27 protein-coding genes are annotated in these 25,925 nt (G+C 39.4%); all 27 read left to right on the top strand.

Features of this window, described 5'->3' with window-relative positions:
* Window positions 1-267 precede the first annotated feature (267 nt).
* Window positions 268-738, top strand: coding sequence for a ribosome maturation factor RimP (gene rimP / locus MOC86_RS07540; protein ID WP_268583569.1), 471 nt, complete (start codon window positions 268-270; stop codon window positions 736-738).
* Between the two features lie 39 nt (window positions 739-777).
* Window positions 778-1,887 carry a transcription termination factor NusA gene (nusA, locus tag MOC86_RS07535; protein WP_019391852.1) on the top strand — a complete coding sequence of 370 codons (1,110 nt, stop codon included), beginning with the start codon at window positions 778-780 and terminating at the stop codon, window positions 1,885-1,887.
* A gap of 15 nt (window positions 1,888-1,902) precedes the next feature.
* Window positions 1,903-2,184 (top strand): RNase P modulator RnpM, encoded by a 282-nt coding sequence (rnpM, locus tag MOC86_RS07530; protein WP_268583567.1) that lies wholly within the window; start codon window positions 1,903-1,905, stop codon window positions 2,182-2,184.
* A complete protein-coding gene (locus tag MOC86_RS07525) occupies window positions 2,181-2,483 on the top strand; it encodes a YlxQ family RNA-binding protein (protein ID WP_243518270.1) in 303 nt (100 codons plus the stop codon). Before rnpM ends, MOC86_RS07525 begins: the two co-directional genes overlap by 4 nt.
* A gap of 20 nt (window positions 2,484-2,503) precedes the next feature.
* Window positions 2,504-4,570, top strand: a complete 2,067-nt coding sequence (infB, locus tag MOC86_RS07520; protein ID WP_243518273.1) for a translation initiation factor IF-2 — start codon at window positions 2,504-2,506, stop codon at window positions 4,568-4,570.
* Window positions 4,567-4,845: a DUF503 domain-containing protein gene (locus tag MOC86_RS07515; RefSeq protein WP_040056642.1), complete on the top strand. Its 279-nt coding sequence runs from the start codon at window positions 4,567-4,569 to the stop codon at window positions 4,843-4,845. The genes infB and MOC86_RS07515 overlap by 4 nt, the downstream gene beginning before the upstream one ends.
* 17 nt (window positions 4,846-4,862) lie before the next feature.
* A complete protein-coding gene (rbfA, locus tag MOC86_RS07510) occupies window positions 4,863-5,222 on the top strand; it encodes a 30S ribosome-binding factor RbfA (RefSeq protein ID WP_019391857.1) in 360 nt (119 codons plus the stop codon).
* 62 nt (window positions 5,223-5,284) lie between these two features.
* On the top strand, window positions 5,285-6,193 hold the full coding sequence (gene truB, locus MOC86_RS07505; protein WP_268583565.1) for a tRNA pseudouridine(55) synthase TruB: 909 nt from the start codon (window positions 5,285-5,287) through the stop codon (window positions 6,191-6,193).
* Window positions 6,194-6,220: 27 nt separating this feature from the next.
* On the top strand, window positions 6,221-7,177 hold the full coding sequence (gene ribF, locus MOC86_RS07500) for a bifunctional riboflavin kinase/FAD synthetase (RefSeq protein WP_268583563.1): 957 nt from the start codon (window positions 6,221-6,223) through the stop codon (window positions 7,175-7,177).
* Window positions 7,178-7,314: 137 nt separating this feature from the next.
* A complete protein-coding gene (gene rpsO / locus MOC86_RS07495; protein WP_019391860.1) occupies window positions 7,315-7,584 on the top strand; it encodes a 30S ribosomal protein S15 in 270 nt (89 codons plus the stop codon).
* 152 nt (window positions 7,585-7,736) lie between these two features.
* Window positions 7,737-9,857 carry a polyribonucleotide nucleotidyltransferase gene (gene pnp, locus MOC86_RS07490; RefSeq protein ID WP_268583561.1) on the top strand — a complete coding sequence of 707 codons (2,121 nt, stop codon included), beginning with the start codon at window positions 7,737-7,739 and terminating at the stop codon, window positions 9,855-9,857.
* Between the two features lie 129 nt (window positions 9,858-9,986).
* On the top strand, window positions 9,987-10,976 hold the full coding sequence (locus tag MOC86_RS07485) for a polysaccharide deacetylase family protein (RefSeq protein WP_268583560.1): 990 nt from the start codon (window positions 9,987-9,989) through the stop codon (window positions 10,974-10,976).
* A 13-nt stretch (window positions 10,977-10,989) separates the two neighbouring features.
* Window positions 10,990-12,228 carry a M16 family metallopeptidase gene (locus MOC86_RS07480; RefSeq protein WP_268583559.1) on the top strand — a complete coding sequence of 413 codons (1,239 nt, stop codon included), beginning with the start codon at window positions 10,990-10,992 and terminating at the stop codon, window positions 12,226-12,228.
* A 69-nt stretch (window positions 12,229-12,297) separates the two neighbouring features.
* The gene (locus tag MOC86_RS07475) at window positions 12,298-12,564 is read left to right on the top strand and encodes a YlmC/YmxH family sporulation protein (RefSeq protein ID WP_019391864.1); all 267 of its coding nucleotides are present in this window, start codon (window positions 12,298-12,300) and stop codon (window positions 12,562-12,564) included.
* Window positions 12,565-12,677: 113 nt separating this feature from the next.
* Entirely contained in the window at window positions 12,678-13,580 is a 903-nt protein-coding gene (gene dpaA, locus MOC86_RS07470; RefSeq protein WP_019391865.1) for a dipicolinic acid synthetase subunit A, read from the top strand.
* Window positions 13,577-14,173, top strand: coding sequence for a dipicolinate synthase subunit B (locus tag MOC86_RS07465; protein WP_019391866.1), 597 nt, complete (start codon window positions 13,577-13,579; stop codon window positions 14,171-14,173). The genes dpaA and MOC86_RS07465 overlap by 4 nt, the downstream gene beginning before the upstream one ends.
* 187 nt (window positions 14,174-14,360) lie before the next feature.
* On the top strand, window positions 14,361-15,404 hold the full coding sequence (gene asd, locus MOC86_RS07460) for an aspartate-semialdehyde dehydrogenase (RefSeq protein ID WP_268583558.1): 1,044 nt from the start codon (window positions 14,361-14,363) through the stop codon (window positions 15,402-15,404).
* Window positions 15,405-15,436: 32 nt separating this feature from the next.
* On the top strand, window positions 15,437-16,687 hold the full coding sequence (gene dapG, locus MOC86_RS07455; RefSeq protein WP_268583557.1) for an aspartate kinase: 1,251 nt from the start codon (window positions 15,437-15,439) through the stop codon (window positions 16,685-16,687).
* On the top strand, window positions 16,684-17,559 hold the full coding sequence (gene dapA / locus MOC86_RS07450; RefSeq protein ID WP_268583556.1) for a 4-hydroxy-tetrahydrodipicolinate synthase: 876 nt from the start codon (window positions 16,684-16,686) through the stop codon (window positions 17,557-17,559). Before dapG ends, dapA begins: the two co-directional genes overlap by 4 nt.
* A gap of 123 nt (window positions 17,560-17,682) precedes the next feature.
* Window positions 17,683-18,420, top strand: a complete 738-nt coding sequence (locus MOC86_RS07445) for a ClpP family protease (protein WP_268583555.1) — start codon at window positions 17,683-17,685, stop codon at window positions 18,418-18,420.
* A complete protein-coding gene (locus MOC86_RS07440) occupies window positions 18,417-18,632 on the top strand; it encodes a YlzJ-like family protein (protein ID WP_268583553.1) in 216 nt (71 codons plus the stop codon). The genes MOC86_RS07445 and MOC86_RS07440 overlap by 4 nt, the downstream gene beginning before the upstream one ends.
* Window positions 18,633-18,814: 182 nt before the next feature.
* Window positions 18,815-21,175, top strand: a complete 2,361-nt coding sequence (locus MOC86_RS07435) for a DNA translocase FtsK (protein WP_268583551.1) — start codon at window positions 18,815-18,817, stop codon at window positions 21,173-21,175.
* A gap of 86 nt (window positions 21,176-21,261) precedes the next feature.
* Complete coding sequence (locus MOC86_RS07430; protein ID WP_061801674.1) at window positions 21,262-21,987, top strand: GntR family transcriptional regulator; 726 nt, start codon at window positions 21,262-21,264, stop codon at window positions 21,985-21,987.
* A 171-nt stretch (window positions 21,988-22,158) separates the two neighbouring features.
* Window positions 22,159-23,430 carry an EF-P 5-aminopentanol modification-associated protein YfmF gene (yfmF, locus tag MOC86_RS07425; protein WP_419146612.1) on the top strand — a complete coding sequence of 424 codons (1,272 nt, stop codon included), beginning with the start codon at window positions 22,159-22,161 and terminating at the stop codon, window positions 23,428-23,430.
* 1 nt (window position 23,431) lies between these two features.
* On the top strand, window positions 23,432-24,715 hold the full coding sequence (gene yfmH, locus MOC86_RS07420; protein WP_268583549.1) for an EF-P 5-aminopentanol modification-associated protein YfmH: 1,284 nt from the start codon (window positions 23,432-23,434) through the stop codon (window positions 24,713-24,715).
* 64 nt (window positions 24,716-24,779) lie between these two features.
* Window positions 24,780-25,496: an elongation factor P 5-aminopentanone reductase gene (gene ymfI / locus MOC86_RS07415; protein ID WP_326847711.1), complete on the top strand. Its 717-nt coding sequence runs from the start codon at window positions 24,780-24,782 to the stop codon at window positions 25,494-25,496.
* Between the two features lie 55 nt (window positions 25,497-25,551).
* The gene (locus MOC86_RS07410) at window positions 25,552-25,812 is read left to right on the top strand and encodes a DUF3243 domain-containing protein (RefSeq protein ID WP_243518301.1); all 261 of its coding nucleotides are present in this window, start codon (window positions 25,552-25,554) and stop codon (window positions 25,810-25,812) included.
* Window positions 25,813-25,925: the final 113 nt, after the last annotated feature.

Below are 25,925 nucleotides of genomic sequence, written 5' to 3'. Positions count from 1 at the left end.
TGGTAATGCTAGACATAACGGTCGTAAAAGAGTGGGGAAACCCACTCTTTATTATTGGATAGACGTTGGATAAGTTTTCTATTCATTTCATGATTTTATGGTTAGTAACAAGCACGATGATTATGTACTTGTTTTTTATCCCTGCTTTCTTATGTAAGCAGGGAATTTTTATCCTTACAATTGCAAAACTATAAGAGCATACCGCATGACTTGGGTAGGAAAAAAGATAAAACTTGAACAACGGTCTCTTTTAAAAGGAGGAATATGATGGGTGAGAAAGTGACAGAAATCGTAGAACAGCTTGCGACACCTATTCTTGAAGACTTAGGACTTGAACTAGTGGACGTTGAATATGTGAAAGAAGGAAAAGACTGGTTTTTGCGAGTGTTTATTGACTCTGAGAAAGGCGTAGACATTGAAGATTGTGGCGTTGTCAGCGAGAGTCTTAGCGAAAAAATGGATGAGCTTGATCCAATTACCCACAACTACTTTTTAGAAGTCTCTTCGCCAGGAGCAGAGCGTCCGCTTAAAAAAGCAGATGACTTTGAAAAAAATATTGGCAAAAACGTTTATGTCAAAACATACGAGCCGATTGAAGATTCAAAAGAATTCGAAGGTGAGTTAAAAAGCTTTGATGGAGAGTATATTACCCTCCTTATCAAAATCAAAACAAGAGTGAAAGAAATCGAAATTCCATATGAAAAAGTAGCACAAGCTCGCTTGGCTGTTACTTTCTAAATGGAGTGCGATAATTGAAAAAGGGGGACCAGGTTTACCATGAGTATCGATCTATTAGATGCTTTAGAAGTTCTTGAAAAAGAAAAAGGTATTAGTAAAAATGTGATTATTGAGGCAATTGAAGCCGCATTAATTTCAGCTTATAAACGAAATTTCAACCAAGCTCAAAATGTGCGTGTTGATTTAAACCTTGAAAAAGGAACAATGCGCGTTTTTGCTCGTAAAGACGTTGTAGACGCAGTTTTTGATCCACGTCTTGAGATTTCACTTGAAGAAGCAAAACAAGTGAATCCAAACTTCGAAATTGACGATGTTGTAGAAATGGAAGTAACGCCAAAAGACTTTGGACGCATCGCAGCTCAAACAGCGAAACAAGTCGTAACACAGCGCGTGCGTGAAGCAGAGCGTGGCGTTATTTATTCTGAATTCATTGACCGTGAAGAAGATATTATGACGGGAATTGTACAGCGCCAAGATTCTCGCTTTATTTATGTAAGCTTAGGTAAAATTGAAGCTCTTCTTCCTGTAAATGAACAAATGCCGAACGAGCAATATCATCCACATGATCGTATTAAAGTATACGTAACAAAAGTGGAGCGTACAACAAAAGGTCCACAAATTTATGTGTCTCGTACACATCCAGGTCTCTTAAAACGCCTGTTTGAAAAAGAAGTGCCTGAAATTTATGATGGTGCTGTTGAAATTCGCTCAGTTGCGCGTGAAGCTGGAGATCGTTCAAAAATCTCTGTTCATGCTGAGTATGATGAAATCGATCCAGTTGGCTCATGTGTAGGTCCAAAAGGGCAGCGTGTACAAGCAGTTGTAAACGAATTAAAAGGCGAAAAAATTGATATTGTTCGCTGGTCAGAAGATCCAGTGGAATTTGTAGCAAACGCACTAAGTCCTGCTAAAGTGCTTGAAGTTCTTGTGAATGAAGGCGACAAAGCAACAACGGTCATTGTACCAGATTATCAGCTTTCTTTAGCAATTGGAAAACGCGGGCAAAATGCTCGTTTAGCAGCGAAGCTAACAAACTGGAAAATCGATATTAAGAGCCAATCAGAAGCAGAAGCTGAAGGCATTTTAGTAACAAAAGAGGAGCCATCTTCTCCAGAAGCATTTGACTTAGACCATTCTGAGATGGAATAAGAGGTGTTAAGATAGATGTCTAGTAATAAAAGAAAAGTACCAATGAGAAAATGCGTAGCAACGCAAACAATGCTTCCCAAAAAAGAGCTCGTTCGAGTTGTAAGAACAACGGAAGGAAATGTAGAGCTTGATGTAACAGGCAAAAAAAACGGGCGTGGCGCTTATATCTCAAAAGATGAAGACGCTGTATTATTAGCTCAAAAGAAAAATTTGCTTGGTACACATCTAAAAGCTGAAGTACCTGAGGAAGTTTACAGAGAACTATTAGAGCTTGCTCAAAAGGAGAAGCGCAGTTGAATCAAGAACAATGGCAATCATTTTTAGGGTTAGCTAATCGAGCGCGAAAAGTAATTTCTGGTGAAGAGCTTGTAATTAAAGACGTGCGCAGAAATGCAATTAGTCTTGTTATATTATCTCGCGATGCATCAGCAAACACCGCAAAGAAAGTTATGGACAAATGCAGCTACTATAACGTTCCAGTCAAGCTTGTTGAGGACCGGTTCCTCTTAGGAAAAGCAATTGGGAAAGATAGCCGCGTTGTTGTTGGTATAACAGATGCTGGGTTTGCGAAAAAGATGAAAACGCTGCTTGATTAATTTTTGTGGGGGTGAAGTTTATGAGTAAAATTCGTGTTTATGAATATGCTAAAAAACACAATGTCTCAAGTAAAAACGTTATCGATAAACTGAAAGAAATGAATATTGAAGTATCAAACCATATGGCTACAATTGAGCCTAATGCAGAAACAGAACTAAACAAAAAGTTCGCAAAGAACACAGGCAATCAAGGAGATTCCCGTAACAAACGTCCAGATAATAAGAAACAAGGTGGGCAAAATCAGTTTAATAAAGGCAATAAAGGGAAAAAAGGTAAGAAGCCAAATCATCAGCAATCACATGCACCACAGCAAAAAGCGGCTCCAAAGCCACTTCCTGAAAAAATTACGTTCCAAGAAAGCTTGTCAGTTGCTGAGCTTGCTAAGAAGCTTCACCGCGAGCCATCTGAAATCATTAAAAAGCTTTTCGGACTTGGTGTTATGGCAACAATTAACCAAGTGCTTGATAAAGATGCAATTGAGCTAATTGGAGCAGACTACGGTGTTGAAGTAGAAGAAGAAATTATTATCGATGAAGCAGAATTTGAAACGCTTGAAATCGAAGACAATGAAGAGGATCTAGTAGAACGTCCTGCAGTTGTAACAATCATGGGACACGTTGACCATGGTAAAACAACGCTTCTTGACTCAATCCGTAATACAAAAGTAACAGCAGGCGAAGCTGGTGGAATCACACAGCATATCGGTGCATACCAAATTGAAGCACAAGGCAAGAAAATTACGTTCCTTGATACACCTGGACACGCCGCGTTTACAACAATGCGTGCTCGTGGTGCACAAGTAACAGATATTACAATTCTTGTTGTTGCAGCAGATGATGGTGTTATGCCACAAACAGTTGAAGCAATTAACCATGCTAAAGCTGCTGGAGTGCCAATTATCGTTGCCGTGAATAAAATGGATAAAGAAGGAGCAAACCCAGACCGCGTGATGCAAGAGCTAACAGAGCATGAGCTTGTATCTGAAGCATGGGGTGGGGACACAATCTTCTGTCACTTATCTGCTCTATCTGGAGAAGGAATCGACAATCTTTTAGAAATGATCGTTCTTGTTACAGAAGTGGAAGAGTTAAAAGCCAATCCAAAACGCCGTGCGTTAGGTACTGTTGTTGAAGCAGAGCTTGATAAAGGGCGCGGAAGTGTTGCAACACTTCTTGTTCAAAACGGTACGCTTCATGTTGGGGATCCGATTGTTGTCGGAAACACGTTCGGTCGCGTTCGCGCAATGGTGAATGATTTAGGTCGTCGCGTAAAAGTAGCGGGTCCTTCTACACCTGTTGAAATTACAGGTCTTAATGATGTACCACAAGCGGGTGATCGCTTCATGGTATTTGAAGATGAGAAGAAAGCGCGTCAAATTGGGGAAGCTCGTGCAACAAAACAGCTTGAAGCACAGCGAAGCGAAAAATCACGCGTAAGCCTTGATGATTTATTCGAACAAATCAAACAAGGTGAAATGAAAGATCTTAATATTATTGTAAAAGCAGATGTACAAGGTTCCGTTGAAGCTGTTGCAGCATCACTTCAAAAGATTGATGTTGAAGGTGTAAATGTTCGCATCATTCACACTGGTGTAGGAGCAATCAACGAATCAGATATCGTATTAGCAACAGCTTCAAATGCTATTGTTATTGGATTTAACGTTCGTCCTGATGCTAACGCAAAACGTACTGCAGACGCAGAAAATGTTGATATCCGTCTTCACCGTATCATCTACAAAGCGATTGAAGAAATTGAAGCAGCGATGAAAGGAATGCTTGATCCTGAGTACGAAGAAAAAGTAATCGGACAAGCGGAAGTTCGTCAAACGTTCAAAGTATCAAAAGTTGGAACAATCGCAGGAAGCTATGTAACAGACGGTAAAATCGTACGCGACAGCGGTGTACGTGTCATCCGTGATGGCATTGTTATCTTTGAAGGAGAGTTAGACGCTCTTAAACGTTTCAAAGACGATGCTAAAGAAGTTGCACAAGGATATGAGTGCGGTATTACGGTGAAAAACTTTAATGATATCAAAGAAGGCGATGTTATTGAAGCATACGTAATGGAGGAAATTGAGCGTAAGTGATAGGATACTTAACATTTGAGGCGATAATTTATGATGCCGCTTCTCTTAAGGAGAAGCGAGCTGTTTTGCAGCGCATTATAACTCGTATTAAAGGTAAGTTCAACGTATCAATAGCCGAAATTGATCATCAGGATGTTTGGCAACGAACGTCGATTGGTATCGTGACCATTTCATCTGCTAAAAACATATCGGAAAGGGAGCTCTACAAGCTTTTAGAGTTTGTAGACTCGTTTCCAGAGATAGAAAGAACGCTCACAAATATTGAGTGGTTATAAAAACGAGGTGAAATTTTATGAAACTCAGACCAACTAGAATTGGTGAACAAATGAAAAAAGAAATGAGTGACATCATTAGCCGTAAGATTAAAGATCCGCGCATCGGATTTGTAACGGTAACAGATGTTCAAGTTACAGGGGATCTTCAGCAAGCAAAAGTGTACATTTCAGTGCTTGGTGATGAAGAACAAAAGCAAAATACGCTAAAAGGCCTTGCAAAAGCAAAAGGATTTATCCGCAGCGAGATTGGTCAGCGTATTCGCCTTCGTAAAACTCCTGAAATTCTTTTTGAATTTGATGAGTCAATCGATTACGGAAATCGCATTGAAACACTAATTGGCGAGCTTCACAGAGACCGTAAAGATGATCATGAATAAATAATGATGAGAAGCCTGCCCAAGCGGCAGGCTTTATTTTTTGAGTAAAAGGAGTAGTGGACGTGGAAGGGATTATTGTTATTGATAAACCAAAAGGCATGACGTCACATGACTGTGTGTTTAAACTTCGCAAAATATTGCGAACGAAAAAAATCGGCCATACAGGTACGCTCGATCCTGAAGTAACAGGCGTACTACCAATGTGCGTTGGGCGTGCAACAAAAGTTGTGGAATATTTAACAGCTTCATCTAAAACATATGAAGGAGAAGTAACGTTTGGGCGTTCTACAACAACGGAAGATGCGTGGGGAGAAGTTGTCGAAGAACGGGAAGTAACAGAAACATTCACAAAAGAGAGAATTGAAACGGTTTTTGAAAGCTTAACAGGCACAATCGTTCAAACTCCACCTATGTATTCTGCTGTAAAAGTAAACGGCAAACGTCTTTACGAATATGCAAGAAATGGAGAAACTGTTGAAAGACCAAGCAGAGAAGTAACAATTGAAAAATTAGAGATCATTGAAGAAAACTTGACAGGAGCGTTTCCAACTGTGCGTTTTCGTGTTACATGTAGTAAAGGAACGTATGTGAGAACGCTTGCGGTTATGATGGGGGAAGCGCTTGGTTATCCAGCACATATGTCCTATTTGCGTCGTATTGGATCTGGAGCTTTCACAGAAGAGGACTGTGTGACATTAGAAGAGCTTAGCAAGGCTGCCGAAGAAGGAACGGTAGATAAATACTTCCTAAGCATTGAAAAAGCTCTTTCTCATTTGCCGAAATGGACGATAAATGATACATTAGCAAAGAAAGTGAAAAACGGAGCGGTTTTATTAAGACCTGAGGAAATTAGCATAGATACGCCCCTTTGGCTCGTTTTGAACGAAGAGGGAAAACTTCTTGCTCTTTATAAACATCATGAAACAAAAGAAGGTAAAATAAAACCCGCAAAAATTATTGATATTTCTTAATCTAGGTAGAAAAAGGTGAATTGTGTTTTGGAAATCATACATCTGCAACATCCACATCACCTAGTGCGTGAACAACTTCCACCGCTTTCAATGGCGTTAGGATACTTTGATGGCATGCATTTAGGACATCAAGAAGTAATTATGACTGCAAAGCGTATTGCTGATGAGCTTGGGGTGAAAAGTGCCGTGATGACCTTTGACCCTCACCCTTCTGTTGTATTAGGGAAGAAAGCAGCACACGTTGATATGATAACGCCGCTTGAAGAAAAAGCACGTTTGCTTAAAGAACGCGGCATTGATTTTCTTTACGTTGTTCGCTTTGATCGTGACTTTTCTAACTTGAATCCAGAAGAGTTTGTTGAACAATATATTGTAAACTTGAATGTCAAGCACGTTGTAGCCGGCTTTGATTTTTCATATGGAAAGTTTGGAAGTGGCACAATGGAGACAATGAAAGAGCACGCAAAAGATAAATGTGAATACACTGTTGTCGAAAAGCTTGAGGACGAAGGTGAAAAGGTAAGTTCAACGCTTATTCGGAAGTTCTTACAAGAAGGAAGGGTCGAAAATATCCAAAAGCTTCTTGGAAGATGCTACACGATAACAGGTCGAGTTGTACATGGCGAAAAACGAGGAAGAGAGATCGGGTTTCCAACAGCAAACGTTGGAGAAGTTGACGGTTATATTATTCCTCGAACAGGCGTTTATGCTGTTGAGCTTGGCATTAATGGTCAGTTCTATGAAGGTGTGTGCAACATTGGCTATAAGCCGACATTTCACGATAAAAAGCCAGAGAAGCCAACAATTGAAGTACATATCTTTGACTTCAAGAACATGATTTACAATGAAAAAGTCGTTGTAAAATGGCATAAGCTTATTCGAAAAGAGCGAAAGTTTTCTGGAATCGAAGCCCTTGTCTCTCAAATCAATCAAGATAAGCGAGAAGCAGCTGCTTATTTTGCTTCCTTGAAGAGCGACGCATAAAACTTTCATTAGAATCCTTGCAATTCTAGGCGAAAAATAGTAATATGAACATTGAACAGAAATTAACCATTGCTTGGCATTACGATTCACCAACGTATTGCTAGGGAATTGGGGATTATTAAGAGGAGGTGAATAGGATGGCTATCACACAAGAGCGCAAGAATGAACTTATTGCTGAGTACAAAACTCATGATACTGACACAGGATCACCAGAAGTTCAAATTGCTGTCCTAACTGAGCAAATTACAAACTTAAATGATCATTTACGTACACACAAGAAAGATCACCATTCACGTCGTGGTCTATTAAAAATGGTAGGTAAACGTCGTAACTTACTTAACTACCTACGTAACAATGACATTACTCGCTACCGTGAGTTAATTAACAAGCTTGGTTTACGTCGATAATAGTAGAAAGCGGGAGAATGCTCCCGCTTTTTTCGTATGTACAATTATTGTGAGTCGTTGTTTTACATAAAAAGTTATGGATTTAATGCTTTCGTCTATACTAATAAGTATAAACAGCAAATAGTGCATGCATTCAGAGAGGAGTACAAAGAATGGAACAAGAAAAACGCGAGTTTTCGATCGAATTAGCAGGCCGAAAATTGACCGTTGAAGTTGGTCAGCTTGCAAAGCAAGCAAACGGAGCTGCTTTAGTTCGTTATGGAGATACAGTAATACTAAGTACAGCAACAGCGTCTAAAGAACCAAAAGACGTTGATTTCTTCCCATTAACAGTAAACTATGAAGAGCGTTTATACGCAGTAGGGAAGATTCCAGGAGGATTTATTAAGCGTGAAGGTCGTCCTAGTGAAAAAGCGATTTTAACAAGTCGTCTTATCGACCGTCCAATTCGTCCGCTTTTTGCTGATGGTTTCCGTAATGAAGTACAAGTTATTAGCATTGTTATGAGCGTTGAGCAAAACTGCTCATCAGAAGTTGCGGCAATGTTTGGTTCATCTCTTTCTTTATCTGTTTCAGACATTCCGTTTGAAGGACCAATCGCAGGTGTTATTGTTGGTCGTATTGACGGAGAGTTTGTTCTAAACCCAACAGTTGAAGAGCTAGAGAAAAGTGATATTGAATTAACTGTTGCAGGAACAAAGGATGCTATTAACATGGTAGAAGCAGGAGCTAATGAAGTGCCTGAAGAAATCATGCTTGAAGCCATTATGTTTGGGCATGAGCATATTAAGACATTAGTTGCATTCCAAGAAGAAATCGTTGCAGCAGTTGGAAAAGAGAAAATGGAAGTAAAGCTTCATACATTAGATGAAGAACTTCAAGAGGAAGTGCGCAAGCTTGCTGAAGCAGACTTGATTCCAGCAATTCAAGTCCAAGAAAAGCATGCGCGTGAAGAAGCAATTACAGCAGTGAAAAACAGCGTAATTGAGAAGTTTGAAGAAAAAGAAGCGGATGAAAGCACCATTTCACAAGTAAAAGAAATTTTAAGCAAAATGGTGAAAACAGAAGTGCGCCGCCTTATTACAGAAGAAAAAGTGCGCCCAGATGGTCGTAACGTAGACGAAATTCGTCCACTTTCTTCTGAGGTTAGCAAGCTTCCTCGTACGCATGGTTCAGGACTGTTTACGCGTGGGCAAACGCAAGCACTAAGCATTTGTACGTTAGGAGCACTTGGTGACGTGCAAATTTTAGATGGTCTTGGAATTGAAGAATCTAAGCGCTTTATGCATCACTATAATTTCCCTTCTTTTAGCGTTGGTGAAACACGTCCAATTCGCGGACCTGGTCGTCGTGAAATTGGTCACGGAGCTCTTGGAGAGCGTGCATTAGAGCCTGTTATTCCATCTGAAAAAGACTTCCCATATACGATTCGTCTTGTTTCTGAAGTATTGGAATCAAATGGTTCAACATCACAAGCAAGTATTTGTGCAAGTACGCTTGCAATGATGGATGCTGGTGTGCCAATCAAAGCCCCTGTAGCTGGGATTGCAATGGGACTTATCAAGTCTGGCGAGCACTATTCTGTATTAACAGACATTCAAGGGATGGAAGACCATTTAGGAGATATGGACTTTAAAGTAGCTGGAACAGCTAAAGGTGTTACAGCACTTCAAATGGACATTAAAATCGAAGGTTTATCTCGTGAAATTTTAGAAGAAGCATTAGAGCAAGCAAAACGCGGCCGTATGCAAATTCTAGAACATATGCTAAGCACGATTGAGGATCCACGTCAAAATCTATCTAGATATGCACCAAAAATCTTAACAATGACAATTAACCCTGATAAGATCCGCGACGTTATTGGACCAAGCGGTAAACAAATCAATAAAATTATTGAAGAAACAGGCGTTAAAATTGATATTGAACAAGATGGTACAATCTTTATTTCTTCTACAGAGGAAGACATGAACAGCAATGCAAAGAAAATTATCGAAGACCTTGTGCGTGAAGTTGAAAAAGGCCAAACGTATTTAGGAAAAGTAAAACGCATCGAGAAATTTGGAGCATTTGTTGAGCTATTCCCTGGGAAAGACGGTCTTGTTCACATTTCTGAAATCGCGGAAGAGCGTATCGGAAAAGTGGAAGACGTACTAGCAATTGGTGATGAAATTCTAGTTCGTGTTATTGAAATTGATAAACAAGGACGCGTTAACTTATCACGTAAAGTGATCCTTCGCGAAGAAAAAGAGAAGGAAAAAGAAGCGCAGTCTTAATAAAGATTGAAAGCTGAAGAATGCAAAAGAACAAGCTGGGAGAACCCAGCTTCTTTTTATGAAATGATAAGTGGTGTTAGTTCTACCTTGTCCTTCTTTTACATAATTTTGTGAAGAGGGGGGAAGATAATGAAAAAGCAATTGCTTCGTTTTATGCCATTTATTGTTTTTTGTATTCTTTTAGCTATTACATACAATACAACACATTATACAGTTTATATGCCAAGGGAAATTCATTTTGCAGGAGCTGTAAAAGATGCTCTCTATGAAGAGATTGAGGAGAAAGCAGAAAAGTATGAACGAGCTCCACAGGATGCTAAAATTGATCCTGTATGGAAGCTGACACCTGGATATAATGGTTTAGAGGTTGATGTTGATGCTTCTTACCGGAATATGAAGAAAAAAGGTGAGTTTGACGAAAACAAGCTCATCTATAAGCAAAACGCGCCGAAAGTCCATTTGGAAGACCTCGGGGCTTCTCCCATTTATAGAGGGCACCCTGATAAACCAACTGTTGCTTTCGCGGTGAATGTAGCATGGGGGAATGAATATATTCCAACAATGTTAGAAGTATTAAAAAAGCATCGTGTCAAAGCAACTTTTTTCCTTGAAGGACGCTGGGCAAAGGAAAATACGGAGATGGCTAAAATGATTGTTGATGCAGGGCAAGAGATTGGAAATCATTCCTATTCACATCCAGACATGAAGACTTTAAGCAATGAACGAATCAAGGAAGAATTGACGAAAACAAACGATGTGATAGAATCGGTAACAGACCGTGAAGTGAAACTTTTTGCACCACCGAGCGGAAGCTATCGCGATGATGTGGTGAAAATTGCTCATGATCTTGATATGCATACCATTATGTGGAGCGTTGATACAATTGATTGGCAAAAACCAAGTGAGGACGTTCTCGTTGCTCGGGTGATGGAAAAAGTTCATCCTGGTGCTATCGTGTTAATGCATCCCACAAAATCAACAGCTTCATCTCTTGATCGCCTCATACGTGAAGTGAAGGAAAAAGGGTATGACGTTAGAGATGTTTCAACACTCCTTAATGAAGAAAGACCAATTAAAACAGAGCAGCTACAAAACAAAAAAATGAAGAATGAGCACTAGAGGAGGTCATGTTTTGGTTGTTAAACATACGTGTAAAAATGGACTAAGAATTGTATTAGAAAATATTCCAACGGTGCGTTCCGTTGCGCTTGGTATTTGGATTGGAACGGGATCACGTAATGAAACGAAGGAGCTTAACGGCGTTTCTCACTTTTTAGAACACATGTTTTTCAAAGGAACAAAAACGAGAAGCGCGCATGAAATCGCGGAAAGCTTTGATCGTATTGGCGGGCAAGTGAACGCATTTACGTCAAAAGAGTATACGTGCTTTTATGCAAAAGTTCTTGATGATCATGCAGATAAAGCTCTTGATGTTTTAGCAGATATGTTCTTTAATTCTGTGTTTGATGAAGAAGAACTAAAGCGCGAGAAAAATGTTGTGCTTGAAGAAATTAAGATGTATGAAGATACACCTGATGACATTGTTCATGATTTATTAGGCAAAGCATCTTATGGAAATCATGCGCTCGGTTATCCGATTCTTGGAGAAGAAGAGATGTTGAACACGTTTACAGGAGATACGCTTCGCAACTATATGAAAGAAACGTATATTCCTGAAAATGTGGTTGTCTCTGTTGCAGGAAATGTTGATGAGAGCTTCATTAAGAAAATTGAAGAATACTTTGGGACGTTCGAAGGTGGAAAAGATGAAATTTCTTACAAAGCACCAGAATTTCACGGGGAGCGTATCCTTCGTCAAAAAGATACAGAGCAAGTTCACCTTTGCCTAGGGTACAACGGATTGCCGATTGGACATCGTGATACATACAATTTAATTGTCTTAAACAATGTACTAGGCGGTAGTATGAGCAGTCGTTTATTCCAGGAAGTTCGTGAAAAGCGCGGTCTTGCGTATTCTATTTTCTCTTATCATTCTTCATTCCGTGATAGCGGCCTTTTAACAATCTATGGCGGTACAGGCGGCCATCAGCTTGATGTTCTTTATGAAACAATTCAAGATACGTTAAATGATATAAAAGAAAACGGCATCACAGATAAAGAGCTAGAAAACAGCAAAGAGCAATTAAAAGGAAACCTAATGCTAAGCTTAGAAAGCACAAACAGCCGTATGAGTCGTAATGGTAAGAACGAGCTTATGCTCCGCAAACATCGTTCATTAGACGATATTATTCAGGCGGTAGATGAAGTGAATCATAAAAAAGTCCTTCAGCTTGCTGGGGATATCTTTGGCGGCACAACATCTCTTTCTTTAATTGGACCAAAAGGTGAGCTTCCAAAAGCACTTCAGTAAATTAATAAGCATGTTTCGTGTTGTCTCTTCTTATATATAGAATAAAGAAGAGAAAAGAGGAGAATGCGTGTGAGATTAAGTGAACTGAGTGGAAAAGAAATTGTTGATATGAAAAAAGCGGAGCGCCTTGGTCTGCTTGGACAAACAGATCTAGAAATTGACGAAGAAACAGGCGAAATTAAAGCCTTACTCATTTCAACCGGAAAGTGGTTTAGTTTAAAAAGACAAAATTATGAAACTCGCGTGCCGTGGAGTCACATCGAAAAAATCGGTACAGATATGATTATGGTTGATATTGATACAATTCATGGGCAAAAGCATCCTACTGAAAAGTAGGATGCTTTTTTTTATGATTCACCTCTTTCATGCATCTAACATAAACTGTTTAAGAGATAAGAGGAAGCTGCTCTAGTGAGCGGGGACTATTGTTTAAAGAAGGTGAATGAGGGATGTTAACAGATGTACATGTAGCGGTCATTGGCGGTGATGCAAGGCAGCTTGAGGTCATCCGTAAGCTAATTGAGTTTGATGCAAAAGTATCGCTCGTTGGTTTTGATCAGCTTGACCACGGCTTTACAGGTGCAACGAAATATCAGCTTCATGAAGTAGCGTTTGAAGACGTTGATGCAATTGTTTTACCTGTTCCAGGCACAAATCTAGAAGGGCAAGTTGAAACAATTTTCTCAAATGAGAAAGTTATTTTAACAGAAGATATTTTAAAAGAAACAAAAGAACACTGTAAGCTCTATTCAGGAATTAGTAATGATTATTTGAACGCGATTACAAAAAGTGCAGGCAGAGAGCTTGTTCAGCTTTTTGAACGTGATGATATTGCGATTTATAACTCTATTCCTACTGTTGAAGGAGCTATTATGCTTGTTATCCAACATACGGATTTCACCATTCATAATTCCAATGTTGCTGTTTTGGGACTTGGGCGTGTAGGGATGAGTGTTGCGAGATCTTTTGGTGTTTTAGGAGCAAAAGTAAAAGTTGGAGCAAGGCGCTCTGAGCATTTAGCACGCGTATCTGAAATGGGGCTTACTCCTTTTCACCTTTCAAATCTTGAAACTGAGATGAGCAATGTGGATATTTGCATCAACACAATTCCATATCCTGTTTTAACAGCGGGAGCAATTTCAAAAATGCCTTCACATAGCCTTATTATTGACTTGGCTTCCAAACCAGGTGGAACTGATTTTCGCTATGCAGAGAAGCGCGGCATCAAAGCGATGCTCACTCCAGGACTTCCGGGGATAGTTGCTCCAAAAACCGCCGGTAAGATTGTTGCTAATGTTCTTTCACAGCTTCTAATGGAAGATGCACAAAAGAGAGGAGAGAGCACATCATGACATTAAAAGGAAAGAAAATCGGATTTGGTTTAACAGGATCACACTGTACGTACGAAGCAGTTATGCCCCAAATTGAGAAGCTTGTAGAACTAGGAGCTGAAGTTCTCCCTGTTGTTTCTCATACTGTGGAACATACAACAACTCGATTTGGAAAAGGCGAAGATTGGGTGAAGCGCATCGAAGAGATTACAGGGAATAAAGCAATCAACTCAATTGTTGGAGCAGAGCCATTAGGGCCAAAAATTCCGCTTGATTGTATGGTAGTGGCTCCAATTACAGGCAACACAATGAGCAAGCTTGCAAATGCAATGACAGATTCGCCTGTTCTAATGGCTGCAAAAGCAACGATGAGAAACAACGGACCTGTTGTGCTTGGGATTTCTACAAACGATGCTCTTGGATTAAATGGGGTCAACTTAATGAGGCTTATGGCGAGCCGCAATCTTTATTTTATTCCCTTTGGGCAAGATGATCCTGAAAAGAAACCAAACTCAATGGTAGCGCGTATGAGTCTTCTTACAGAAACAGTTATGCTAGCGATTGAAGGACGTCAGCTTCAACCTGTTATTGTTGAAAGATTCAGAGACGAGTAAATCTCATCGGGTGCCTATACGAAATAAAAGTATAGGGGCCCCTATTGCTTGTTTTTGAAATTATGAGAAAAATTCCTTTATCCTTTCATAGAATAGTATGGTAAGATAGTACAATAAAATAGTTAAACCATCAGTATTTTCTAATAAACAGAAATAGCAGTAGAAGAATGGTTGGAGGGAGATTATCATGGCAAGAAATTTACAAGTAGCAGTTGTAGGAGCAACAGGAGCTGTTGGACAGCAAATGATCAAAACATTAGAGGAGCGCAATTTTCCAATTGAAACATTAACGCTTCTTTCTTCAGCACGATCTGCTGGAAAAAAAGTAACGTTCAAAGGTGAAGAGCTAACAGTTCAAGAAGCAACACCAGATAGCTTCAAAGGCATTGATATTGCACTATTTAGCGCAGGTGGAAGCGTCTCACAAGAGCTAGCGCCTCACGCTGTAAAACATGGAGCAATTGTTGTTGATAATACAAGTGCGTTTCGCATGGACGAAAACGTGCCTTTAGTTGTGCCTGAAGTGAATGAGGAAGACTTAAAAGAACATAACGGAATTATTGCAAATCCAAACTGTTCAACAATTCAAATGCTTGTTGCACTAGAACCAATTCGTGAAAAATACGGTTTAAACAAAGTCATTGTTTCAACATACCAAGCTGTTTCAGGTGCTGGAGCTGCTGCTGTTGATGAACTTCATGAGCAAACAAAAGCTATTTTAGAAGGAAATGAGTTTACACCATCTGTATTACCGGTAAAAAGCGATAAAAAACATTACCAAATTGCTTTTAATGCAGTGCCACAAATTGATAAATTCCAAGACAACGGCTTTACGTTTGAGGAAATGAAAATGATCAACGAAACGAAGAAAATTATGCATATGAAAGATTTATCTGTAGCAGCTACTTGCGTGCGTTTGCCAGTTGCAACAGGTCATGCTGAATCTGTATATATTGAAATTGACAATAGCGATGTAACAGTCTCAGACTTAAAAGCTCTTTTACAGGATGCACCAGGCGTTACGCTTCAAGATGATCCTGCAAATCAAGTATACCCAATGCCTGCTGATTGCGTTGGCAAAAATGACGTCTTCGTTGGACGTATCCGCCAAGATTTGGATGAAGCTCGTGGCTTCCATCTTTGGGTTGTTTCTGATAACTTGTTAAAAGGAGCGGCATGGAATTCTGTCCAAATCGCTGAATCTTTGATAAAATTGAACCTTGTTAAATAACAACAGGATTGTCAACGTTATGAGGTGTAAGAATGAAAATTATTGTCCAAAAATTTGGGGGGACTTCTGTTCGCGATGCTAACGGAAGAGAGCGAGCAAGCTATCATATTCAGTCTGCATTAGAAGACGGATATAAAGTAGTTGTCGTTGTGTCCGCAATGGGGCGCAAAGGTGAACCATATGCAACAGACACTCTTCTTTCGCTAATCGACAACAATAGACATGTAAGTAAGCGTGAAGTTGACTTGCTTATGTCTTGTGGAGAGGTCATTTCCTCCATCGTATTTTCAAATATGTTAAATGAAAAAGGCATTAAAGCTACGTCTCTAACAGGAGCACAGGCAGGCTTTTTAACAAATAGTGATTTTACGAATGCAAAAATTATCGAAATGAAGTGCAATCGCTTAAAAGAAGAGCTTAAAGACCATGATGTTGTCGTTGTGACAGGCTTCCAAGGTGCTGATGAAAAAGGCGATACAACAACGCTTGGGCGTGGAGGCAGTGATACGTCTGCGTCTGCCCTTGGTGCTGCCATCGATGCAGAATTCGTCGATATTTTTACAGATGTGGAAGGCGTAATGACGGCAGATCCACGCATTGTCGAAAATGCTCGTCCTCTTTCTATTGTGACGTATAACGAAATTTGTAATATGGCATATCAGGGAGCAAAAGTGATTCATCCAAGAGCAGTTGAAATTGCGATGCAGGCAAAAGTCCCAATGCGCGTTCGTTCGACATATTTAGATTCAGAAGGAACGCTCGTTACGTCACACGGTGAGGCACACCAAAAAGGCAGCGATGTCAAAGAACGCCTTGTCACAGGAATTGCTCACGTGTCTGATGTTACCCAAATTAAAGTGCTAAGCAAAGAGGGCAATTACAATCTTCAATCTGAAGTGTTTCGTGCAATGGCACAGGAGAGTATCAGCGTCGATTTTATTAACATTTCGCCACGCGGTGTTGCTTATACAGTGCCAGACGAGATGACAGCCAAAGCTGTTTCTGTTCTACAAGCGCTTGGATATGATCCTTCGATTACGAAAAACTGTGCAAAAATCTCAACGGTTGGTGCAGGAATCGCAGGCGTACCAGGTGTAACAGCTAAAATTGTCGGTGCTCTATCAGATAAAGGAATTCAAATTTTACAATCTGCTGACAGCCATACAACCATTTGGGTGTTAGTCAAGCAAGACGATTTAAAAGAAGCTGTAAATGCGCTTCATGAGGCGTTCGAGCTTTCTAAATCAAATCCACAGGAAAGAAGTCAAGGAGTGAAACCATGATTGAATTTGGGAAAGTGGTTACGGCCATGGTAACCCCGTTTGACAACAAAGGAAACGTTGATTTTCAAAAAACAACACAGCTTGTGAATCACCTTATTGAGAATGGATCTGATGCACTTGTTGTAGCAGGAACAACAGGAGAATCACCAACTCTTTCAAAAGAAGAGAAAATTGCATTGTTCCGTCACGTTGTAAAAGTAGTAGACAAGCGAGTTCCAGTTATTGCGGGAACAGGAAGTAACAGTACACACGGTTCATTAGAACTAACAGAAAAAGCAGAAGAAGAAGGCGTAGATGGAATTATGCTTGTTGCGCCTTACTATAACAAGCCAAACGAAGAAGGGATGTATCAGCATTTTAAAACAATTGCTGAAAATACAAAACTTCCGGTTATGCTTTATAATATCCCAGGCCGCTCTGTTATTAATATGAGCGTTCCACTTATTGTTAAGCTTGCACAGCTTCCAAACATTGTAGCTGTTAAAGAAGCAAGTGGTGATCTTGATGCAATGACAGCAATCATTGCCAACACGCCGGATGATTTCAAACTTTACACGGGAGATGACGGCTTAACTTTACCAACGGTTTCTATTGGTGGAGATGGAGTTATTTCCGTTGCTTCCCATATTATCGGCAGTGAAATGCAAGAAATGATCACGTCGCTTCAAGAAGGACATCCGCAAAAAGCGGCTCTTCTTCACCAGCGTCTGCTGCCTGTTATGAAAGCCCTTTTCATGGCTCCAAACCCAACGGCAGTGAAAACAGCTCTTCAAGTTAAAGGACTTGATGTAGGTGGCGTACGCTTACCACTTGTTCCTCTAACAGAGCAAGAGCGCGTGTTTTTAACAAAAACATTAGAAAGCATTGAATAGTAAAAAGCTCTACGTCTATAAGGCGTAGAGCTTTTTGTTTGCTTATTTTTTGAGATGAAGAAGCATGATTTTAGAGGAAACGTTCATAATAACAGTATTACTGAGTGTGAAAGGAGTTTCATTATGACCGATCAAAATCAACAGCCTGCAAGAGAGAATGAACAGGGAGGACAAGAACAAAAAAGTGAGTTATTGGAGAAAATTCAGCAGCTTGGCCAAACAAATATACCACAAGCTCCTGATTCAAAAATTCACTGTTTGACGATTGTTGGTCAAATTGAAGGGCATATGCAGCTTCCACCCCAAAATAAAACAACAAAGTATGAACACGTTATTCCTCAAATTGTAGCAATTGAGCAAAACCCAAATATTGAAGGACTTCTAATTATTTTAAACACAGTAGGAGGGGATGTTGAAGCAGGTCTTGCTATTTCTGAAATGCTTTCTTCACTTTCTAAACCAGCCGTTTCAATTGTACTTGGTGGGGGGCATTCTATCGGTGTACCAATTGCAGTTGCAACAGATTATTCATTCATCACAGAAACAGCTACAATGACAATTCATCCTGTACGGTTAACAGGACTTGTTATTGGTGTGCCTCAAACATTTGAATATTTGGATAAGATGCAGGACAGAGTTGTTCAATTTGTAACCAAACATTCAAACATCTCAGAAGAAAAGTTTAAAGAGCTTATGATGTCAAAAGGAAACTTAACCCGAGATATCGGAACAAACGTCGTGGGACGTGACGCAGTTGAATACGGTCTCATTGACGAAGTAGGCGGAGTTGGACATGCGATGAATAAGTTAAACGAGCTTATTGACGCAAGAGGAAAGGAGAATCAACAGCTTCTACAATGATTCATTATACAATGCTTCCTAATGAACTTGTTTTTGGAGGAGAAAATAGCACATTCACAACACAACAAATGATAAATGTAAATGGATGTCCGCTCGTTGTATCAAAAAATGCTAACAGCGATTATGAGGTTGTTCGCAATCTAAGTACAGACCCGAGCCACTACCTTGATTCACGCTATACTCCAGGAGCTATTATCCCCACATTACAATAAAATTGTTCCGCTATTAAAACATGATTATGGTATAATGAGGAGCATAGCCATAGAAAAGCAGCCATATTGGCTGCTTTTTTGTGCAACGTTGTTCTGACAATACATATGAAGGCCTTTTTCATCAATAGCGAGAAGCGTGTTTAAAGATAGAAGAAAATGAGGGACAAGATTGGAGTGACAAAATGGCTAAACAAAAAAAGCGAGGAAAGACCAAAAAAGCGGATTGGAAGCATGTTATTAAAAGTGAGCTTATTGGGATTGCGCTCATTGCGCTTGCTCTGCTTGCCATGGCGAAGCTTGGCATTGTAGGTCGTTCTCTTGTTTTACTCGTTCGTTTTGTAGCAGGAGAATGGTATATGGTTCTTCTTCTCGGCTTAATTATTGTCGCTGGATATTTAATTTGGAAGAGAAGATGGCCAATCCTTATAAATCGCCAGCTTTTTGGCATTTATTTACTGTTGTTGGCACTTCTTTTATTCAGTCATGTTACGCTTTTTGAAAATTTAACGCGAGATGGACGATTTGCAAATCCATCTGTTTTATTGAATACATGGCAGCTTTTTATGCTAGAAGCAAGTGGGAATGAAGGAACAAGCGATCTTGGCGGCGGGATGGCTGGAGCCATTATGTTTGCTATCACGCATTTTCTGTTCGATGACTTAGGAACAGAGCTTTTTGCGATTATTATGATTTTAGCAAGTATTATTTTAATTACAGGAAAGTCGCTTCAAGAAACATTGTTTAAAATCTTTCATCCTCTTTTTACATTTGTTGTACGCGAATGCAAGGAAATGGTGGAAGATTTCAAAGATTGGTTGAAGCGTCCAAAGAAGAAAAAAACGTCTTCACAAGGAACGCGCTCGTCTCGTGCAAAGAAAAAGGAAAAAGAAGAGGAAGATGAGTCTGAAAGTAATGAAGCAGCGGCTGTTGAGGAAGAAACAACCCCAATTATCGCTCACTTTGATCATCAGGCACAGTCTGTAGCAGAACAACAAGAAGAAAAACCAACACAACCAACACAACCAACACAGCCCGTCGGTCAGCAGCGGGAGGAAAAGGAAGAGAAATCAGAAGGAAACTCATCTTCTGTGCCAATGACGTTTACAGAAGTTGAAAATGAAGATTATAAGCTTCCTTCTATCAATTTACTTACAATGCCGAAAAACAGCAGCCAGAAGAAAGAGCATAAAGGAATTTACAAAAATGCGCGTAAGCTTGAGGAAACTTTCCAAAGCTTTGGAGTAAAAGCAAAAGTGGCAAAAGTTCACCTTGGGCCAGCGGTAACGCGCTATGAAGTATATCCAGACGTTGGGGTGAAAGTAAGTAAAATTGTGAACTTAAGTGATGACTTAGCGCTTGCATTAGCAGCAAAAGACATCCGAATTGAGGCTCCAATTCCAGGGAAATCAGCAGTCGGTATTGAGGTGCCAAACGATGAAATTTCAATGGTTTCTCTTCGTGAAGTACTGCAAGCAACAGACCAAAATGAAAAAGCTAAGCTGCTGATTGCGCTTGGTCGTGATATTTCAGGTGAAGCGATGCTAGCAGAGCTGAATAAAATGCCTCACTTACTTGTAGCAGGTGCAACAGGAAGCGGAAAAAGTGTGTGTATTAACGGCATTATCATTAGCTTGCTTATGCGTACAAAACCACATGAAGTAAAAATGATGATGATTGATCCAAAAATGGTAGAGCTTAATGTGTATAACGGCATTCCACACTTATTAGCCCCAGTTGTAACAGATCCTAAGAAAGCTTCTCAAGCTTTGAAACGGGTCGTAAGTGAAATGGAAAGAAGATATGAGCTTTTCTCTCATACAGGAACACGTAATATTGAAGGATATAATGAGCACATTCTTCGTCATAATGAAAATGAAGATGGAAAACAACCAACACTTCCATATATCGTTGTTATTGTAGACGAGCTTGCCGACTTAATGATGGTCGCTTCTTCAGATGTAGAAGATGCGATTACACGTCTTGCTCAAATGGCGCGTGCTGCTGGTATTCATCTTATTATTGCAACACAGCGTCCGTCTGTTGACGTTATTACAGGAGTTATTAAAGCAAATATCCCATCTCGTATTGCTTTTAGCGTTTCTTCTCAAACAGACTCACGTACAATTTTAGATGGAGGCGGAGCTGAGAAATTGCTTGGACGAGGTGACATGCTATTCTTACCTGTTGGGGCTTCCAAACCTGTACGTGTTCAAGGCGCCTTTTTATCTGATAGTGAAGTTGAATCTGTTGTGAACTTTGTCATTGAACAGCAAAAAGCACAGTATCAGGAAGAAATGATTCCAAGCGATGAAGCAGAAGTAAAAGAAGAAGCATCAGATGAGCTCTATGCAGAAGCTGTCGACCTTGTAGCTCAAATGCAAACGGCTTCCGTTTCAATGCTTCAGCGCCGCTTCCGCATTGGCTATAACAGGGCAGCAAGACTTATTGATGAAATGGAAGTGAGAGGCGTTGTAGGGCCTTATGAGGGAAGCAAACCCCGCTCTGTTCTTATTTCAAAAGAACAAGACGAAGAATTAGGATAAAAAGTATTCATAATTTTGTCGAAAAATGTTATAGTTATGGAAATTACTCATGCACTCTTTAGTAAACATAGTGGGGGAACGTCAGTATGTCGATAAAGACGGAAGGTCAGCATCTATATCTGCAAGTGATTGAGCAGTTAAAAAACCAAATTGAAGATGGCACATATAGAGAGAGAGAAAAGCTTCCTTCAGAGTTTAGTTTGGCTAAAAAGCTCGGAGTAAGCCGAGCAACGCTTCGTGAAGCACTCCGTATTTTAGAGGAAGAAAACGTAATTACAAGACGACACGGCGTTGGAACGTTTGTAAATACAAAACCAGCTTTTAGCGCTGGAATTGAGCAACTTTCAAGCGTAACAGACATGATTCTTCAAGGAGGCATGACGCCAGGCACGATTTTTATTTCCTCAACAACTCAAGCATTAACAGACAATGATATGAAGCGGTTCAACTGTGAGGAAGATGAAGAAGTTCTTCAAGTTGAACGTGTTCGTACGGCAGATGGACAGCCTGTTATTTACTGTATTGATAAAGTGCTTCAAAAGCATTTTAAAGAGCCGTTTGTTTATAATAGAGAATCGCTGCTAGATGCGCTTCATGAAAGAGCAGGGAAATTTATTTCCTATGCGGTTACTAAAATTGTCCCGCTTGGCTATCACGACAAAGTGTCACCTATTTTGCAGTGCGATCCAGAAACGGCGCTGCTTGTTTTGAAACAAATGCATTATGATCAAAATGACGAGCCGATTTTATACTCTGTCAACTATTTTAAAGCAGATCAATTTGATTTTCATGTTTTGCGAAAACGTGTATAGGCATAACATAAATAGAAGCTCTTCCTACATTTGGGTAGGAAGGGCTTTTTTTCTTGAAAAAGAGGTCTTCTTTTCGCTATATTAAAAGGAAGATTAAAAAAGATAAACAAGATGCACAATAGAACTATAGCAAAAAAGACTGCTTATTTTGAAGGAGGATACGATTTGAAAATTTTATCAGAAAACAAACATGAGCTTGACGGCTTAGTGTTACATACAATCAAAACTGAAAAATATAAAACAAATACAATTCTTTTAAAGCTGAGCGCACCCCTTGAAGAAGAAACGGTTACGCATCGCGCATTGCTTCCATATGTACTTCAAAGTGCAACAGCTAGCCTTTCATCTTCAAAAGAGCTTCAAGGATATCTAGAAGACTTGTATGGAGCTTCTTTACAGGTGGATTTGATGAAAAAAGGTGAACATCATGTTATGACGTTTCGCGTTGATGTAGCAAATGAAAAATATTTAAGAGATCAAACACCATTGCTTGAAAAATCGCTGCGTTTGCTAGGAGATGTACTTACAGCCCCTCTTTTAGAAAATGGAGTATTTAAAGAGGATATCGTAGCAAAAGAAAAACGTGCTTTAAAACAGCGTATTCAAGCTGTTTTTGATGATAAAATGCGCTATGCTAATCTGCGCCTTGTAGAAGAAATGTGCAAAAATGAACCATATCATCTTCATGTAAACGGCCGACTTGAAGATATTGAGGGAATTACGGCTCAAAGTCTTTACGACTACTATAAAAACATGCTAACTGAAAATAGTGCTGATCTTTATGTGATTGGAGATATTCAGGAAGACGAAGTTGTTCAGTATACAAAAGATATTTTTTCGTTTGAAAAAAGAGGCGCGCGTAAAATCTCACCTCCAGCTCAAATGTCTGTAGAGAAAGAAAATGTTGTAGAAGAGAAGCAGCCTGTTAAACAAGGGAAATTAAACATGGGGTATCGAACAAATATCGTTTATGGAGACGATGACTATTTTGCGCTGCAAGTATACAACGGTATTTACGGTGGCTTTTCTCATTCCAAACTTTTTGCAAACGTAAGGGAAAAAGAAAGTCTTGCTTATTATGCAGCGTCTCGTGTTGAAAGTCATAAAGGACTTTTAATGGTCATGTCAGGAATTGATATGAAAAACTATGACAAAGCGGTTTCCATTATTAAAGAGCAAAGTGACGCAATGAAAAATGGCGACTTTGATGAAAACACATTAAGTCAAACAAAAGCTGTAATACGCAACCAACTCTTAGAAACAGTTGACACAGCAAGAGGCCTTGTTGAAGTTATGTATCATAATGAGCTGACGGAAAATAAGGTTAGTATTGATGAATATTTAAAAAGAATTGAAGCTGTCACTAAAGAGGAAGTTGTTGCTGTTGCCCAAAAAGTTCAGCTTGATACAATTTATTTCTTAAAAGGAGAGGGTGGTGAATAAAATGAAGGAAATTACATTCGAAAATTTAAATGAAAAACTTTACTACGAAAAAATGGATAGTGGATTAGATGTGTATGTTCTCCCAAAAGAAGGGTTCAATAAAACATTTGCAACGTTTACAACAAAATACGGCTCAGTTGATAATACGTTTGTACCGCTAGGAGAGCGCGAAAAAATTACGGTGCCGGACGGAATTGCTCATTTTCTAGAGCACAAACTTTTTGAAAAAGAAGATGGCGACGTTTTCCAAAACTTTAGTAAACAAGGAGCTTCAGCGAATGCATTTACATCATTCACAAGAACAGCTTATTTGTTTTCAAGCACAAATAATTTCGAAGAAAATTTTGAAACATTAATTGATTTTGTGCAAGAACCATACTTTACGGAAAAAACGGTTGAGAAAGAAAAAGGAATCATTGGACAAGAAATTACAATGTATGACGACAATCCAGACTGGCGTGCATATTTCGGTGTTATCCAAAACATGTATCATAACCATCCTGTGAAAATTGATATCGCAGGAACAATTGAATCGATTAGCCACATAACAAAGGATGACCTTTATACGTGCTACAATACGTTCTATCACCCAAGCAACATGCTTCTTTTTGTTGTAGGTCCACAAAATCCGGAGAAAGTGATGGAGTTTGTTCGGGAAAATCAAGCAAAAAAAGATTATCAAGATCAAGATGAAATCAAACGTTATTTTGACAATGAGCCAGAAGAGGTAGCAGAGAAGAAACAAGTGTTAAAAATGTCTGTTCAGTCTTCTAAATGTCTCGTTGGAATCAAAGCGAAAAATCCGCATAGAAGTGGAGAAGAGCTTTTAAAATATGAACTAAGCGTAAATGTGCTTCTTGATTATCTTTTTGGAAAGAGCTCTTCACACTATGAGAAAATGTATGATGAAGGTCTTATCGATGAAACTTTCTCATATGACTACACAGAAGAGGGCGGATTTGGGTTTGCGATTATTGGCGGAGATACAGAAGATCCTGATCGCTTGACTGAAGAAATCCAAAGTGTTTTGCTTTCCTTTAAAGATGAAGAAATAGAGAAAAAACAGTTTGAGCGCATTTGTAAGAAAAAGATTGGTGGATTTCTTCAAGCACTCAATTCACCTGAATTTATTGCAAATCAGTTCACACGCTATGCTTTTAACGATATGGATTTATTCCGTGTTGTGGAGACGCTTGAAGCATTAACAACAGAAGATATGACAAAGGTAGCGGAAGATTTAATTGATGAAAAGTGCTTTACCGTTTGTCAAGTTGTTCCGTCATAAAAACGGCCCCCATTGATACTCAATGGGGGCTTTCATAGGTCAAACAGAAAGGAAGAGGAGAAAAGTGAAAACAGTACTTATCACAGGAGCAAGTGGAGGAATAGGGAAAGAAATAGCGCGTACGCTCTCTAATCATTATCGGCTTGTTCTTCACTATCATCGTAATGAAGAAAGCGTACGAGCCTTAGCTTTAGAACTTGAAGATCAAACAGAAGTGTTCGTTGTAAGTGGAGACTTAAGTAAAGAAGATGGCGTAACAGAGATTTTACAACAAATTGTTGTTCCAATCGATGCGCTTGTCTACAACTGCGGGAAAAGTCAGTATGGTTTGTTAACAGACGTTAGTAATGAAGAACTAAGCGATATGCTTATGCTTCACGTTCAATCTCCCCTTCGTCTTGTGCGAGAGCTTCTACCTTCTATGGTTCGTAAGCGTGAAGGATCCATTGTGCTTGTTTCATCGATTTGGGGATTAACAGGTGCTTCATGTGAAACCGTTTATTCAACTGTAAAAGGAGCTCAAAATGCATTTGTAAAGGCGCTGGCAAAAGAAGTAGGACTAAGCGGCATTCGCGTTAATGCGATCGCTCCTGGTGTGATCGATACACCAATGGTTGCTGACTTTAACGAAGAAGAAAAAAGAATGATGGAAGAAGAAATTCCTCTTGGCAGAATGGGCCGTCCAGATGAAGTGGCAAATGTTGCTGAGTTTTTATTGTCAGAGAAAGCGTCCTATATTACAGGACAAATTATTTCGGCAAATGGTGGATGGTATACATAAAAGCCAAGAAAACAGACAAACTAAGGAACGAAACTACAAACAAGGAGGGTTCCTCATGTCTGTTTTAGAAAACTGGGATACGTGGAAAAACTTTTTAGGAGATCGTCTTCACCATGCTCAAAATCAAGGTATGGATAATGAAGTTGTCTCAGAATTTGCTTATAAAATTGGCGATTACTTAGCAAACCAAGTAGAAGCAAAAACAGAGCAAGAAAAGATTTTAGCAGATCTTTGGAGCGTTGCTTCTAAAGATGAGCAACACGCAATTGCTAACATGATGGTAAAACTTGTACAAAATAACGGGTCACAAAAATAAGAGAGGAGTAATCCTCTCTTTTTTTGTGTATTTTTGAAAATATTGTTCATAAATTCATACTCATGGTTTATTATTTCCACAAAATCATTTATATTAGAATACATAAACGTAGA

The sequence above is a fragment of the Priestia endophytica genome, assembly GCF_026790145.1.
Taxonomy (GTDB): Bacteria; Bacillota; Bacilli; order Bacillales; family Bacillaceae_H; genus Bacillus_I; species Bacillus_I endophytica_A.
This window is presented reverse-complemented; position numbering and strand designations above follow the sequence as displayed.

Bases quoted from the DNA above. Each gene is read 5' to 3' on its own strand.
- asd (WP_268583558.1), top strand. From the start codon at position 14,361: ATGGCAAGAAATTTACAAGTAGCAGTTGTAGGAGCAACAGGAGCTGTT.
- rpsO (WP_019391860.1), top strand. From the start codon at position 7,315: ATGGCTATCACACAAGAGCGCAAGAATGAACTTATTGCTGAGTACAAA.
- dapA (WP_268583556.1), top strand. From the start codon at position 16,684: ATGATTGAATTTGGGAAAGTGGTTACGGCCATGGTAACCCCGTTTGAC.
- yfmH (WP_268583549.1), top strand. From the start codon at position 23,432: ATGAAGGAAATTACATTCGAAAATTTAAATGAAAAACTTTACTACGAA.
- infB (WP_243518273.1), top strand. From the start codon at position 2,504: ATGAGTAAAATTCGTGTTTATGAATATGCTAAAAAACACAATGTCTCA.
- MOC86_RS07410 (WP_243518301.1), top strand. From the start codon at position 25,552: ATGTCTGTTTTAGAAAACTGGGATACGTGGAAAAACTTTTTAGGAGAT.
- dapG (WP_268583557.1), top strand. From the start codon at position 15,437: ATGAAAATTATTGTCCAAAAATTTGGGGGGACTTCTGTTCGCGATGCT.
- MOC86_RS07485 (WP_268583560.1), top strand. From the start codon at position 9,987: ATGAAAAAGCAATTGCTTCGTTTTATGCCATTTATTGTTTTTTGTATT.
- nusA (WP_019391852.1), top strand. From the start codon at position 778: ATGAGTATCGATCTATTAGATGCTTTAGAAGTTCTTGAAAAAGAAAAA.
- MOC86_RS07440 (WP_268583553.1), top strand. From the start codon at position 18,417: ATGATTCATTATACAATGCTTCCTAATGAACTTGTTTTTGGAGGAGAA.
- MOC86_RS07430 (WP_061801674.1), top strand. From the start codon at position 21,262: ATGTCGATAAAGACGGAAGGTCAGCATCTATATCTGCAAGTGATTGAG.
- MOC86_RS07445 (WP_268583555.1), top strand. From the start codon at position 17,683: ATGACCGATCAAAATCAACAGCCTGCAAGAGAGAATGAACAGGGAGGA.
- MOC86_RS07465 (WP_019391866.1), top strand. From the start codon at position 13,577: ATGACATTAAAAGGAAAGAAAATCGGATTTGGTTTAACAGGATCACAC.
- dpaA (WP_019391865.1), top strand. From the start codon at position 12,678: ATGTTAACAGATGTACATGTAGCGGTCATTGGCGGTGATGCAAGGCAG.
- rbfA (WP_019391857.1), top strand. From the start codon at position 4,863: ATGAAACTCAGACCAACTAGAATTGGTGAACAAATGAAAAAAGAAATG.
- pnp (WP_268583561.1), top strand. From the start codon at position 7,737: ATGGAACAAGAAAAACGCGAGTTTTCGATCGAATTAGCAGGCCGAAAA.
- rnpM (WP_268583567.1), top strand. From the start codon at position 1,903: ATGTCTAGTAATAAAAGAAAAGTACCAATGAGAAAATGCGTAGCAACG.
- MOC86_RS07435 (WP_268583551.1), top strand. From the start codon at position 18,815: ATGGCTAAACAAAAAAAGCGAGGAAAGACCAAAAAAGCGGATTGGAAG.
- rimP (WP_268583569.1), top strand. From the start codon at position 268: ATGGGTGAGAAAGTGACAGAAATCGTAGAACAGCTTGCGACACCTATT.